Source organism: Sporosarcina sp. P16b (assembly GCF_002743065.1).
GTDB lineage: Bacteria > Bacillota > Bacilli > Bacillales_A > Planococcaceae > Sporosarcina.
The window spans coordinates 59,096-73,273 of sequence record NZ_PDYO01000004.1 but is presented as its reverse complement, the minus strand read 5'-3'; the positions used below and the strand labels follow the sequence as shown (position 1 = coordinate 73,273).

Annotated in this window: 13 protein-coding genes and 1 tRNA gene; 2 read left to right on the top strand and 12 right to left on the bottom strand. The window is 38.9% G+C overall.

What is annotated here, in order from left to right:
- Positions 1-18 precede the first annotated feature (18 nt).
- From CSV77_RS07045 to CSV77_RS17350, 5 genes are all read right to left on the bottom strand, one after another.
- Positions 19-984, bottom strand: a complete 966-nt coding sequence (locus CSV77_RS07045) for a tetratricopeptide repeat protein (protein ID WP_099672867.1) — start codon at positions 982-984, stop codon at positions 19-21.
- A gap of 78 nt (positions 985-1,062) precedes the next feature.
- Complete coding sequence (locus CSV77_RS07040) at positions 1,063-1,989, bottom strand: diacylglycerol/lipid kinase family protein (RefSeq protein ID WP_158232035.1); 927 nt, start codon at positions 1,987-1,989, stop codon at positions 1,063-1,065.
- 68 nt (positions 1,990-2,057) lie between these two features.
- Positions 2,058-2,687 (bottom strand): SIMPL domain-containing protein, encoded by a 630-nt coding sequence (locus CSV77_RS07035; RefSeq protein ID WP_099672865.1) that lies wholly within the window; start codon positions 2,685-2,687, stop codon positions 2,058-2,060.
- Positions 2,688-3,098: 411 nt separating this feature from the next.
- The gene (locus CSV77_RS07030; RefSeq protein ID WP_099672864.1) at positions 3,099-3,725 is read right to left on the bottom strand and encodes an HD domain-containing protein; all 627 of its coding nucleotides are present in this window, start codon (positions 3,723-3,725) and stop codon (positions 3,099-3,101) included.
- 485 nt (positions 3,726-4,210) lie between these two features.
- Entirely contained in the window at positions 4,211-4,450 is a 240-nt protein-coding gene (locus tag CSV77_RS17350) for a peptide-methionine (R)-S-oxide reductase (protein ID WP_199203716.1), read from the bottom strand.
- 141 nt (positions 4,451-4,591) lie between these two features.
- Between CSV77_RS17350 and CSV77_RS07020 the strand changes: the two genes are divergently transcribed.
- The gene (locus CSV77_RS07020) at positions 4,592-5,227 is read left to right on the top strand and encodes a DUF1232 domain-containing protein (RefSeq protein WP_099672863.1); all 636 of its coding nucleotides are present in this window, start codon (positions 4,592-4,594) and stop codon (positions 5,225-5,227) included.
- A 23-nt stretch (positions 5,228-5,250) separates the two neighbouring features.
- Complete coding sequence (locus CSV77_RS07015; RefSeq protein WP_099672862.1) at positions 5,251-6,327, top strand: LCP family protein; 1,077 nt, start codon at positions 5,251-5,253, stop codon at positions 6,325-6,327.
- Positions 6,328-6,391: 64 nt separating this feature from the next.
- Here CSV77_RS07015 and CSV77_RS17255 read toward each other — a convergent pair whose 3' ends face one another.
- The 7 genes from CSV77_RS17255 to CSV77_RS06985 form a co-directional block, all read right to left on the bottom strand.
- The gene (locus CSV77_RS17255) at positions 6,392-6,520 is read right to left on the bottom strand and encodes a zinc-binding dehydrogenase (protein ID WP_255407070.1); all 129 of its coding nucleotides are present in this window, start codon (positions 6,518-6,520) and stop codon (positions 6,392-6,394) included.
- Between the two features lie 152 nt (positions 6,521-6,672).
- Positions 6,673-9,129, bottom strand: coding sequence for a penicillin acylase family protein (locus CSV77_RS07010; protein ID WP_099672861.1), 2,457 nt, complete (start codon positions 9,127-9,129; stop codon positions 6,673-6,675).
- Positions 9,130-9,957: 828 nt separating this feature from the next.
- A tRNA-Arg gene (locus CSV77_RS07005) sits at positions 9,958-10,031 on the bottom strand.
- Between the two features lie 61 nt (positions 10,032-10,092).
- A complete protein-coding gene (locus tag CSV77_RS07000) occupies positions 10,093-10,491 on the bottom strand; it encodes an SET domain-containing protein (RefSeq protein ID WP_099672860.1) in 399 nt (132 codons plus the stop codon).
- Between the two features lie 116 nt (positions 10,492-10,607).
- Positions 10,608-11,264 (bottom strand): DUF3885 domain-containing protein, encoded by a 657-nt coding sequence (locus CSV77_RS06995; protein WP_233212189.1) that lies wholly within the window; start codon positions 11,262-11,264, stop codon positions 10,608-10,610.
- A gap of 25 nt (positions 11,265-11,289) precedes the next feature.
- On the bottom strand, positions 11,290-13,047 hold the full coding sequence (locus CSV77_RS06990; RefSeq protein WP_099672858.1) for a choline/carnitine O-acyltransferase: 1,758 nt from the start codon (positions 13,045-13,047) through the stop codon (positions 11,290-11,292).
- A gap of 188 nt (positions 13,048-13,235) precedes the next feature.
- Positions 13,236-13,994: a TerC family protein gene (locus tag CSV77_RS06985; RefSeq protein WP_099672857.1), complete on the bottom strand. Its 759-nt coding sequence runs from the start codon at positions 13,992-13,994 to the stop codon at positions 13,236-13,238.
- Positions 13,995-14,178 lie beyond the last annotated feature (184 nt).

Here is a 14,178-nt window from a genome sequence, read left to right as displayed (position 1 = left end):
TTCAAGAATTAATCACTGTCAACGCTCCATTTCTTCATCCACCGAACGTATGAACGATAGCAATGAAGAATCCTCCGTCTGCTTACCGTATAATAACTGCTTTGTATACGCAACATACGCGCTGGCTACCTCTTCCGCTGTGTAGGGCCCCCAGTGGAATGGAAACAGTAAGACACTGTACTTAAGGATCAGATTGACAACCAGTTCACTAGCCGTGGGATCTTTTTCAAATTGCGCTTTTGCGAGAAACTGCACTTCCTGAACAAATTGATCTTCTTCGGGTGAAACTAGTCTCGATGGATTAGCTTTTGTTTCAAAGTGGTATTTCCGTACAGCTAGTGACTCTTGATAGCCTATTTGTTGCAATAACATCAACGCATAGGTCTTCACAACAGGTAACGCTTCCTCTGTTTCAATTACATCTACTAACACTGGAATATACGGTTGTAATTTCTGATGTTGCAATGAAAGTAAGAATTCCTGTTGCTCCATCGGTCCCATTTGGTGAAATTGCTCGCTTGTAATAGAAGGCTCCTCAATAGAAGGTTCTTCATAACGATTAGATAATCGACTATTCAATTCTCGCAGGTATTGAAATTTCTGCAAGCTATATTCTGGAATGATTTCTTTCTCTAACAGACCTTGTATCGTCAACTCTACCTCATCGTATTGCTGTAATTGGATTGAAATCGAAAGATAAAGCTCAAGTAATTCTATGTAATCGCCAGCTTGGTTTTGCATAGCAAGAAGTGCGAATTCTTTTGCTCGTTCATATTCTTTCATTTCATATAAAGAAATAGCCAAACCATCAAAAACTGTGTAATCTTCTGGATCAATTTCTAATACAGATTCGAAATTTCGTGCCGCTTCTTCATGAAGGTCACGTTCCAATGCTTGTCTACCTTCACGATGAAGACGTTCGAGTGTTCCAGGAAAGACGACCACATTCCCTTTTCTAATGACTTTTCTGTGCTTTTTTTGCACCGTAATCACCTGCCCGCTTTGTTACTTTCACTATAGCACAGCATTCCAAACCGATTCCACCTTGACACCATGACGCGATTACACTATCGATTTATCCGCTACAAACCACTTACGCTGATCGACTTCGCAAATGACAGACTGATCTGTAGTTGTCCCAATATATTCCCCATCGGTATGGCAACCTACTTCCCGATCTGTCTCCATGATGAATTTGTCATTCTTATACGTCGAAACTCCCTTTAACTTCGTATGACTTCCATTGAATACCGTTAAAAATACTGCAAGAAATTTGAGCACAGAAATAGAGTGGATGACTGTCAGCTCAAACTCTCCATCATCATAAATAGAATGAGGAGAAATTATCATGCCGCCACCGTAGTATTTTTGATTGCTGACGGTGATCATCCAGACATTCTCAAAAATGCGTGTGTCTGAGTCAATTTGAATTTTCGCGTTAAATGGTTTGAAGGCTAATAAACTACGCGCTACGGTCAGTGCATACACTATGCTGCCAAGCTTCCATTTATTTAACGTCTTTTTAATAGTAGATTGTCCAACTGCCAATGAAATATCTGCATCTAAGCCGAAACCACAGTTGCTTGCAAAATAACGTTGATGTGAGGCGCTCAATTTCACGGAGCCAAAGTCTACAGTTTTTCTATTAGCCGGTTCGATTGCGATATAAGATTCCACTTCCTGCAAACTATTAAATGCTGGAAACGTCCTTGCGAAATCATTACCGGACCCCGCTTTCATGACCCCGACTGTTACATGAGGATAACCTGCAACACCATTTAGCACTTCATGGATTGTCCCATCCCCGCCTATTACGATGATCAATAATGACACAGTGGTTTGTTTAGCAAGTCGCCATGCAAGTTCTTCCGCATGATTACGTCGCTCGGTCAGATGAAATGGATAGCTGGTATTCTGTCGCAAGTTTGCCCACAACTTGGCCCCTTTACCATCTCCAGCTTGTTCATTAATGATGAAATGTACATCCATACGGACCGCCTCTTTCAAAAGCCTTTTCATCATAGTAGCAGACTGCCCATTAACTTACTAGACCATTGTCAGACTATTTGATATTTCACTTGCAGGCTTGCGCTGATCGTAATCGTACCCGACTCGATGGGTGTTCTAGCGGTATCTGCCATAGCCATCGCGCGGAACGCTACTGGTTGAGATGTTTGCTGCTCTTCAACCTTTAATGGAATTGGCCGGTTCTGTAATTTCAACGAAGTTCCAATCGTAATCATTTTAGTCTCTGCATCTTGCAAGGCTAGCACCAGCGCTTGCTGATATTGTTCTTCTTGATCGGGCATCGTGAATTCGATCGATCCAATTTGATTCGCACCATTTTTGACCGCAAGATCAACCAGTTCACCTGTTCGTGAAAGTTCGTTACTTGTAATGCGGATGGAATTAATCACTTCATACCCTTGAAAGCGCTGTTCTCCATTCACGTATTCATAGACTGGACGAATTTGAAAATCAATCGTTTGAATGGATGTTTCTGCAATACCCGCTTTTTGTAGCGACTGGATTACTTGATTCATGCGTCTAGCGTTTTCTTGCTGGATTTCTCCGAGTTCGGTTCCTCTTGACACTACAGATAATACAATATGAACCGTACTAGGTAAGACTTTCACTGCCCCTTCACCAAATACAGTTATCATTCGTGTTTCCTGTTCTTTAAACATATAGAACACTCTCCCTTTTACAGTATTATCATTTCTATGCAGCACTCGAACCAATTTATACCCATTTTTGTTTACTCACGCACTTGAACGTGTAAAAATACTTAATCCCAAACGTAAAGTAACTGGCCTAGGGGGTCTTATGAGTGAAAATGTAAAACAATTCGTCCAATCCAAACAAAAAAGCTCCCGATCCATTATGACCGATGAGCTCTGAATATTCGTTTCAGTATTAAAATGTGATGAATCCTTTTTGTACTGCGAATCCACCTAATGTAAACAAGGCGATGACAACGAGTGTAATGATGAATAATCGATTATTTCTGTCCAAGACGTCACCTTTTTCTCTATCAGATAAATTATTATTAGTTACCTCATTCTATCCTAGCGAGTTCAGAATTAGCAATCTATTTTTCAATCGACTTCTTTCCGTAGTTGCTGTAAAAAACTTACCATGAATTCATGTCGTTCTTTTGCCAAACGCGTACCTTCCTTTGTGACCATCAATTCGCTAAGTAATAATAACTTCTCGTGAAAATGTGTAACGGTAGCCGTTTCCTTTATACGGTATTCTGACTCAGACATATCCATTCGAGCTTCTTCTTGTTGATCGTACAGTTTCCTGCCGCGTGCCCCGCCAAATGCAAATGCCCGCGCAATGCCGACCGCGCCTATGGCATCCAAACGGTCAGCATCTCTGACAATTGCGCCTTCAATGGATGTAATATCTTTTGCATTGCCACCACTGAATGAAACACTTTCAATCGCGGACATCACATTGTCTGCAATCAGTGGTGACGCACCTATTTTTTCAAGCAACTCTATCGTAGTGACTTCATGCATCTCTTCATATTTTGCATCTTCTACATCATGCAACAGAACTGCTAAACGGACGACTAGTTCATCAGCACTGGGTTCTGTCGCTAAAATTTTCTCTGCATTTTTCATTACACGATCAATATGATCAAGATCATGACTCGCATCAAATTTATTATAAATACCTTTAACTTCCATTCTACATTTCTCTATCATTTCTTGCATTGAATCCCTTCCCCTCTTTTCCATTAGTTATATGCGAATACAGCCCAGAAAATCAGTTCTTTTCCTGACGAATGAAATTCATTTCGTTGAATTACCGAGACAAATTGTTACAGTCATCCCAATGTTAAAGCAGAGTTTACTAGGGCTTCGTATTCTCACCGTAATTGAGTTTAACACGCATACCGATATTATGAATACTTATTACCGCCTTGTCGTACTATATGCTGTTTAGGCAACCCTATCAATCCTTTTTCCATGTCTTCAATGATTCATGCAAGTTATTCCATTCAGCAATAGCACGGCTTCTACATACAGCTTGTCGTGTTAGTCCACGATTTGCTATATTCATCATGTTAAAAAGAAAAGAAAGCCACTGCCGCTCGCCTTTCCTTCTATTGTATTCGTCGTTTATTATTTTACGTAAATTGTCAGATAGACTTTAGCTACCATTTCTTTTAAGCGGTGCAAATTCAATCGATGCACTGTTAATACAGTACCGTAATCCCCTGTGATCTTTTGGTCCATCTTAGAATATATTCCAAATGCCTATAACCTGCAAAACTTCTCACTTCAGTTCGGATCCTATTGAAACTTTTTTCTATATGTTCCGTCATTACTTCCGGAACGATTGGCTGCATGATACTTGGCCAACCGCACTGAGGGCCATACTGATCAGAACGTGAAAATAACCATACGATAAAGCCTATGGATTGTGATTCGGTCAAGCTTTACTATAATTAGCGGCAGACGTTTTTCGACAAAAAAAGATCCTTGCTTATAACCGTTGACAATTTGCCAACAAACATTTATTATTTTGAGAGAAGTACATATTTTTACCGGTGTAGTAGAATTGGGGGGGTAGTGTCATGTCAGAAAGTAGTCTTGGTCTGTCTGTCGGGCAGTTGTTGCGTGATGTTTTAGAAGATCGTTCATTGTCCATGCGCAAACTAAGCGAGCTTACAGATATTGACACTTCAACCATCTCCAGAATCATTAATGAAAAGCGCAAAGCAACACTGGATCATCTAGAGAAATTCGCAATAATTTTAGAAATTCCATTAGCCAAGTTACTTCACGCGGCAGGCTATCCGGTTGATCATAAACATGTGATTCATTCTACATACGATGAAACGATTCAACAACTGGTCGAAACATCAGAACTTCTATCTGCGGATATCTCTATTGAAAAAGTCGAACATAAACTTGCAAGTTACGAAGCATATGTTCAAAGCACTGAAGGAAGAGAAAGAATTCTACATGACTTCGATAACAAGTTAAAACTGGCTGGCGGAGTAGGTCCATTCGTCGATCAAATGAAAGAATTATTTACACGGTTTAAAATGCAAGATGTTGCAAAACGTGATCTAGCCATTATCGGCAGCGCATTATTATACTTTATCATTCCTGTAGATGTCATCCCGGACTACATTTTTGCGGTCGGGTATCTAGATGATGCGATCGCGGTCCAAATTGCTTCAAGCGTACTAACAAAAAATTCATAATCAAATGAGTAGGTGTGACATTAATGGAAAACAGAGAGACTGGAAAGCGTCGTAAGAAAAAACTTAAGAGAAAATATAAACGGTTAATATTCATGGTATTCACTTTGCTACTGTTAGCGGGTGGCGGATACGTCACTGCACAATATTCAAACGGCTTATCGTTTGCGAGTGGCGGCAAAACAAATGAAATACATACAGAACTTAGCGACAGTAGTAATACTTTTTCTACTAGCGATTCCGCTTTTGACGACTTTGAAGGTGGCGAATCACAATTTGGAGAAATTAACGTATTGTTGATCGGTGATGATGCGAGAGGCGACGAAGATGACACTCGTTCAGACGCTTTGATGATCGGTCACTACGATCAAACAACAAACAAAGTGAAATTAATCTCGTTGATGCGTGATATATACGTCGATATTCCGGGTCACGGTATGGAAAAGATCAATGCCGCTTATGCACTTGGAGGACCTGAATTAGTACGACAAACGATCAAGCAAAATTTCGATGTTGATGTACAATATTATGCGATTGTTAATTTCGAAGGTTTCTCAAAAATCGTCGATGTCATCGCTCCTGACGGTATTGAAGTCGATATTCCATATGAGATGTCACACGGCCTAGGTTTAACTCTCTATCCCGGACAACAAAAATTGAACGGGGATCAATTACTCGGTTACGTACGATTCCGCCACGACATCCACAGTGATTACGGTCGCGTGCAACGTCAACAAGAAGCGTTAGGGAAACTAAAAGACGAAGCGATGAGTTTACAGACACTCGTCAATATACCGAAATTAATGGGCGTTATTGATCCATACATTGATACGAACATCGACAGTAAAACGATCTTTACAATTGCTAAAGGTATGTTGACTGGTGGAAAGGATAACGAAATGGAATCACTGCGTATTCCGGTAGAAGGATCATTTGGGGACTTGCGCACAGAAGTTGGTGCTGTTCTCGAGATTAACCTAGAACAAAACAAACAAGCATTACGCGAGTTTTTATCAGTAGAGGATGAATCAGTAAACGACGAAAGTGAACAATATGGAGAATATGCAACAGATCCTGAAGATAGTCAAAATCAACAATACTAGAACGATATAGTCTCACAGAAATATAAGCTGTTCCAGTCATTCAACCGACCGGAACAGCTTATTTTTACATTGTCAATACTAATTTCCCCATCGTCTTTCTACTTTGCAATTGCCGCTGTGCTTCTGTTGCAACTTCCAAATCAAATGTACCACCTATTGTTAGTCGTGAATCTCCAATTTGTACATATTCTATTATGCGAAACCTTAATTAGAAAGAGTATGGACTATTCACATCATACTTAAAACTGATCCACACCCGCTTCATATTAAAAAACTGAGAAGAAAAAAACACTTTTTCTTCTCAGTCCTCCTTACAGTTCTTTCATAGCAAATACTTCACTCACCTTATGACTCTTCTTGAAATTCAATCTCAAATGTCTCAACGGAATTATCTAGTACATCCTCTTTTTCAAAAAGCATTTGTTTATACTCAAAGTTTTTAAACATTTCAATCTGATCCTTATAATGTTGAGAATACTCACCGTCTTGTCTAATGAAACCGATCTGGCCAGGTGGTGTAACATTCATGCCTACAGGGCCATTCTCTGTCATTTCAACAAAGTGATTTTCACTTCCGCGATTCATTAAAATAATGGGTTGCTGATCTCCTAGTCCATGCGGCACTCCTATAAGGGATTCAGCGCCGAATGTCATCGTCTCAATCGGCATGATCCACTCCTTCATTGATGCGCCATATTCTTTTTCCAGATCCACTACAACTTGATCGAAACTTTCACGTGCAATTTCTTCAAGGTTACGTCCCTTTAACCAATCATTTTCTACTTGTAATGCTGCTTTATCTCCTTGAACGAGGCGGGACAATAAGCCTGAACCACCTGATCGATGATCTACGAACGGTCTCATCTCTTCGTAAAATTTACCAATGTCTTCTTCTGTAACATTAACAAAGAACTGATCCCACCAAGCCTTCATAATGGTTGCGCCAGGTGAATCATAGTAGCCATCATTGTTTTTATCTTCATTTAAATTATTCCAATCTTCTAGAATGGAGATAGCTGTCTCATATTTACGGTGGCTATCTACCTTCGTTGAAAGAGCATTTAGCAAAAATGGCTTGAACCAACGTGTCTTTAAATTGACAAAGCTCGTTTCATAGTTGACTTCATTTACATCTTCAATCGATAACTTATTTCGCGCACTTATTCTATCGATAAACTGATGATTCCGGTGATCTGTTCCCCACATATAGTTTTGTTCATTCGTATTCCAGTTTGGCGCAGGTTTGTTATTCCAATTCGCTACAAAACCACGTTCAGGATTGATCTCGTGTGGATTATCCACTGTGTCCAGAAAACCTTTCCATTCATATTCACCTGTTCCTGGTGTTGGGAAACGCCAATCTACTCGCTCATCCCGCTCAGGTATTTGACCGACATGATAGTAAGCGATTTCATCGTTTTTATCAGCATAAAACCAATTCAATGACATGGTATACTCTCTTGCAGCTTTCGCAAATTCTTCTTGATTCGTTGCATAGTTCATCTTTACATAAGCTGCCCAACTGTCTGCTTCAGTTCCTCGAAACGCCCATTTTTTACTGTAAGCAATATGATTGTCATCATCTTTAAATACAACGGGACCATGAACACTCTCGTGAAATTCCCGAGTAACAGTTTCGATCTTTCCATTATCTTTTTTCACATCAATACTTTCCGTTCTTTTTTCAAATTCCACCCATTCTCCATTGAACTTATACTCATTCGGATTATTGGGATTTACCTCTTCCTCAAAAATATCAGACACATCACCATAGCCAGCAGTTGCTGTAAAGGCAAAGTCATTCGTCGCACCAAACATAATGAAGGGATAGCCAATAAATGATGAACCTTGAATATCAAGATCTGGCCCGTGAAGTCCGACTTCATAAATAAAGCCAGGTGCTGTAAAACCTACTTGCGGTCCACCAAACATAATTGGATTACCAGATGTAGATTTTGAAGCGCCAATAATCGCGGCATTACTACCTACTTTTAATGGGACCCCCAGCTCTTGCCTTTTCTCAATAAAATCTTCTCGCATCGACGAGACAGTCTCGCCCGCTAACGCGACTTGCTCTAGCGTTTTAACATTTGCAAATGGCGTTCCTCCACCAATCGAAGCATCGCTGTCCGAACTTGTTGGTGCGTCGGGATCGTTTATCCAAACCATATCATTAAAAATTGCTTGCGCCTTTTCTTCATCGTATTCATCTAACAATTCGGCATAAATAGTAGCATTTTCAAGCTCCTGCTCTTGATCCATGAAGGCCGTCATAGAAGCCATGTACAAGCGAAGAACATCTACACTGGTCCAATTTTCAGGCTTCAAATCATACTCAGAAAATTCCTTTGATAATTTACTTTCGGGATCCTCAAGGGCTTCTTCGACATAGCGATCAATCCCACTTGAAAAATTTTCAATGATTTCCTTCGCAAAAGGATCCATTGTATCGATCATTTTTTGAATCGCCTCATCAGTGTGTCCATCACGTCGTATCTTTTCATCATGCGCTAGATACTCTTCCCCAAATACCTCCGCAGCTGTACCTTCATTTGCCCGTTTAAACATCTCTAGCTGAAATAGTCGATCTTGTGCCATCACATAACCATAAGCTTTGTATAATTCTTCCATCGAGTCTGCATAAATATGTGGAACTCCAAATTCATCGCGATGGACTTCAACAGCTTTGGAAACACTTTGCACTTTTTCACTTAATACTACATCCTTTTTTGAGCAGGCAGATAAGAAAATCAGAACTAAAATAAGTGTCATATGCATAAATAATTTCATTGAACGCTTCATTACATAACCACCCTATCAATTAGTATGCTACAAATTCATTCAAACAGCTTGTGTTTCTACTAGTGTAGATCACTACATTCAAATACCAATACCTCAATAAAGTTTTCGCCAATTGACAGCGCTATCATTTATAGAGAGATTCATATCGCAAAATCCTACATCCCCTTCCTATTCTCCTTTTAATCACCATTTTACCGAAGTCGATGAAATATCCAATTCGTATAACAGTTTTCAAACGGCAACTGTGTTTTACATTATAGACATTCACTTTTGCATGTCAACAATATTAAAAATATTCAAACATTATATAATAAACTTCTCCAATAAAAATAGGTACAAAAGAGTACTTATCATCACTTTCAACTGCTCCCTATACATAAGTTAAGCGCTTTAAAATTAAAGAGACTTAAAGAAAAACTATTTCAAATAAACTGTTAGGTAGATGACTGATGTTATGGCGTTTTTCAATAACAGTAAAACTTCCTACCTCATCAAAATCCTTAATGAAAACTACTTTGTCTGAAAACTACTCTACTAGTTTTGTATTATCTACATTACTACGGGTAGTACTTTATACTCTTTTTCACTTTATTAAATTCCAATTGTAAAGATTTCAAAAAAATATCGTTCTCACTCGCAAGGCCCAGAAAGGACAGAAGATAACACCTTACCTATTATTGCTCGGATTAACTTCAGGGCTCACGTATGGTTTCATGTCCTAAACTTTTATAATGCCTTCTCCAACAACAAAAAGCGCTACACATGTTGTTTGTACAACATGTGTAGCGCTTTTTAAAATCCTAACCTTCTTCTCAACTGACTTGATGACGTCCTAGAAGGGATTCGAACCCCCGACCTACGCCTTAGGAGGGCGTTGCTCTATCCAGCTGAGCTACTAGGACATGATAGGAATGAGAATCACTTTAATCCATATACTGATTCAAAGTGTTCTCATGCTTATGATTAATCGTTAGCTGTGCCATTATAATCGTCATTAAACCACAATTGCTCATCATCATCCACATCACCATTATAATTGATCAAAATCTCTTCTCCAGCTTTAATATCTTTATAGGCAGAGAAATCAAATGTATGATGATCAAAATTAATATCATAGGTCGCATTTGGTTCATAGGAATGATTAAATAACATTCCGTAGCCAAGTAGGACAGCCGAATGGTTTTCTCCATATTCGAAAGCATAGTCAGCTAGAACGGTTTTTTCAATATGTTGATGTTGCTCATTTGGATAGGGAATAACTGGTGCCTCGTGTAACAGCTGTCCTTTTTTAATATCGCATATTGCGAATACGCCTCTATTGAACTCCCCTTCGCCAATTGGAGAAAGTTTTATCTCTATCACGTCTTTCACCTACTCGCTTGTAAATTATACTTTGCAAGTATACCATTAATCAAACCAGATTGCTGATTTCTTTTCTTATACTAAAAGCGAAAAATCTATCTTTCGAGGAATCGAGTTTAGCTGTAATTATTCAACGAAAAGTCTTCATCCACTTCCTGCTTATCATAATCAAGAATCCAGTCAGTATATTGTTCATAGAGAAATCGAATGGATTCCTTGTCAGACGCTATGATATCACACCCGCGATCATCATATAGGTGATAAATGATATTCTTCGATTGATTAATAAAGAATATATCATACCCACTTTCAGGATTATGTTTTAAAATCGTTGTCGGATCGGCGAAATCTTCATAACAAATCGCTTTCAGCAATTGCTTATACCGAACATCCCGCTTCTGACAAGAAAGCGAAAAGCGATGCGTTACAAGTTCTTCCTCATCGCCATAGAGATTAGGAACCGTCGAAAACCGCAATTTATATAACAAATCTTTTCGTTTTACATATTTGGAATAGACATGTAACGGTTTTGCACGTAGGAAATCATTGTTTGTATGAACATCAGTGACTAGTATGATGTCATCCTCGTCTCCAAATACCGCCTCGAATAGAGTAATGGAGCGGTAAAATGCTTGTTTTAAAAAATCCGGTTCATCATGTGCAATAGACTCTGAAATTTCAAAGCGTATAGCTTTATTAGTTTCATAAAATAAAGCGGGTGCCAGTTCAATTCCATTGAAGTAATTCGCTAAATATAATTCTACAGCTTTCATTATTTCACTCTCCATTATACATGTCTTACTTGACAGCTAATACGATATCTCTCAGTTCTTTCAGCGCCTCATCAAGATTTCTTACAAGAAGCTTAGCATCCTGTTCATTCCGGCTAAAACTAGAATAGTTTATTATCAATCGATTCTTCAGTAGGACATAAAAAATTCCATAGCCATCTTCTACTACTGGCCCAAACATACAACTTTTGACTTCGGGATGTGTCATATTACTAGTAGAAATAAAATCATGACGCATTTTTAAATAGCCAGGATCAAAAAATAGTGCAGGTGATTTTTCTATCTCAAGCTCATCTTCAAACTGTGAAAATATTTCTTGTAATCCAAATAGATGTCTTTCCACACCAAACCCTTTTCGTGCTTCTTTTAAACGTGCGGAATGTGCAGTACTTGCATGTTGCATTAATCGATATACTATCGCGGGTTCTAGTGGATCCTCTACTATCGCTTTAGCCAATGCCAGATTTTCTGTGCTTGATGGACGTATGCATTCCGTTCTTCCTTCTTTGAATAAACGCATTGACACCGCTTCATATGTGCTACGCATTGTTTCAAATGTTTTATATTGAGCAACTTGCAGCGCCATATGGAAAAATGAATCCGGACTGAATCCAAGTTGTTTTATTTCATCGGTACCAAACGCATCAAAATTTTGTACATGAATAAAATAATTTTGAACGGTTTTTTCATTTTCTGTTTCCAATACGTTGAGTTCTTCCAGTAATTCAGCCGATAAAATCCAATCCAACTTTTTTGCTTCAGCCTGCTCTTTCGTTTCAATATTTTCTGTATCCGTTGAAGTGAGCTGGTCTTGTACATATTGTATTACGGCGAAACTCGTAGTTCCATCCACTCCCGTATGTTCCACACTATATCCAACCTCGCCCGTTTTAGTAATGACGATTTGCAATGTCTTATCAAAGTATTTATTTTTGCCGCCCAGTAATAAATTTTGTATTGCTTCATCGGAATTTGTACTTTCTTTATCTATGGATAGGACGACTAGGGAATCCGCTATGCTTTGTAGATTTTCGGCATTGACTGTAGTTACTGAAAGTTGTTGATAAATATCCGCTGCTTTATTTCTATTTGTAGTAGTGAAAATCCCTACGTTTTTTCCCGCTGGCTCCCTTAATGAAAGAATCGATTCAATTACACTCGACAATGCCTCACTGGAATACATTATACCTCGTTGATTGGTGACAGGAATGGAGTAGATATTACCATTAGTCAACAAACTAATATGATTTTCCACTTTCGAGTATTCAGCGACGTAATGACCATCCCGGTGAATTTTAGGAATTCGAACCGATCGGAAGAAGTTAGGAAACTGACTCATGTCGAGCGGCATTCCCCCCGACATTTCAGGGGCGGCTTTTTCATCAATGATCGTATGATAAAACTCCGCTACAGATCGACTCACTTTACCAGCTAACTCTGCAATTGTCCGTAGTGGATATTGCTGATTGTCGAGTAAAACATTAAAATTACTGCCTGTATGTAACGAATTGCGGGATGTCAGATAGACATTATCCCAAAATGATTTTAGCCAACTGCCTGCGATATCTTCTTGCCACATCTGAAGCTTTTCTTGAAGTAGTTGCGCTTCTCCGCTTTCTTCAAAAAACTGTTGAACAACTTTCTTTGTCTCTTCGAATTCTTCTTTACTAATTAATGGTTCAATCGCCTCCAGCAGTTTCCTTTTCGTATCTTCAAGCTCAGGAATTGGTACGGAGGGTAAATGTTCTTGGAATTTGAATGTCATCAATAGTAAGAGGAACCCCCTTTCAATTAGACTGTCTACACTTTTCTGTACATACTATTAATATTTTCATATTAATTAATATATAAACTGTCTAATAAAGAATATCACATAAAAAAATCTCCCATCAATTTTAATGGGAGATTCCTATCTAATTCGCGAAATCGCTTATTTATTGTCAGAACTAGACATTATACTTTCAGAGCTCGTTTTTCCTTAATACTTATTAAGGCACCTATCACTACTATCGCCACTAAAACTCCCCAGAAAATCAGTTTCCATTCAGTTGAATGTGGAAAATCTAATGGTAAGAATCCTAATTTTTCATGTGCTAACGTTAGGACGGTCAACTTGACTCCTACCCATCCGACAATAACGAAAGCCGTTGTCTCTAATTGCGGATAATTAGCTAGCAACTGGACGAACTTATGAGCAGCGAATCGCATAATAACGAGCCCGACTAATCCACCCGCCAGCATGACGCTAAACTGGCCTCCGTTAATTCCACCTATCACTATATCTCCTAATGGAGGCAATGTGATGGCCAATGCCACTGCAGCGAGCATTGAATCCACCGCAAAAGCAATATCCGCTAATTCTACTTTCAATACAGTCATCCAAAAACCAGAACCCTTAGTTGCTTCCGGTTCGATGGAATGCTCTTTTCCTTTTTTCTGATCGTAAATATGTTTGATTGCGATAAACAATAAGTACGCCGCCCCAAGTGCTTGGATCTGCCATACATTAACTAACAATGTGATCATGAACAGCGCGGCAAACCGGAATACAAATGCCCCGATTAATCCATAGAACAACGCTTTCTTTTGTTGCATTTTCGGCAAGTGTTTAACCATAACTGCCATGACTACTGCGTTATCTGCAGCTAATAATCCTTCCAACGCGATCAATACTAACAAAACCCATGCATACTCCAATAAAATTGCTTCCATTCATTTTCCTCCTCTAATTTTTCCCAACAAAAAAAGACCATTGCCTAATAAAAGGCAAAGGTCTCGCTAAGCAAAATTTTGCTATCACAACCGATGGTAGTAAACCATGTACTGACGATTGTGAAATAGGTTTCCCTATAGCTACTCCCCTTTGACATAAAGTCAAAGTCTATTGAGTTGTACT

What these genes read in the sequence shown, in the direction of transcription:
- CSV77_RS06995 (WP_233212189.1), bottom strand. Translation starts at nt 11,264, where the DNA reads ATGAAAGCTGTAGAATTATATTTAGCGAATTACTTCAATGGAATTGAA.
- CSV77_RS06990 (WP_099672858.1), bottom strand. Translation starts at nt 13,047, where the DNA reads ATGACATTCAAATTCCAAGAACATTTACCCTCCGTACCAATTCCTGAG.
- CSV77_RS07020 (WP_099672863.1), top strand. Translation starts at nt 4,592, where the DNA reads ATGTCAGAAAGTAGTCTTGGTCTGTCTGTCGGGCAGTTGTTGCGTGAT.
- CSV77_RS07015 (WP_099672862.1), top strand. Translation starts at nt 5,251, where the DNA reads ATGGAAAACAGAGAGACTGGAAAGCGTCGTAAGAAAAAACTTAAGAGA.
- CSV77_RS07035 (WP_099672865.1), bottom strand. Translation starts at nt 2,687, where the DNA reads ATGTTTAAAGAACAGGAAACACGAATGATAACTGTATTTGGTGAAGGG.
- CSV77_RS07010 (WP_099672861.1), bottom strand. Translation starts at nt 9,129, where the DNA reads ATGAAGCGTTCAATGAAATTATTTATGCATATGACACTTATTTTAGTT.
- CSV77_RS06985 (WP_099672857.1), bottom strand. Translation starts at nt 13,994, where the DNA reads ATGGAAGCAATTTTATTGGAGTATGCATGGGTTTTGTTAGTATTGATC.
- CSV77_RS07030 (WP_099672864.1), bottom strand. Translation starts at nt 3,725, where the DNA reads ATGCAAGAAATGATAGAGAAATGTAGAATGGAAGTTAAAGGTATTTAT.
- CSV77_RS07040 (WP_158232035.1), bottom strand. Translation starts at nt 1,989, where the DNA reads ATGGATGTACATTTCATCATTAATGAACAAGCTGGAGATGGTAAAGGG.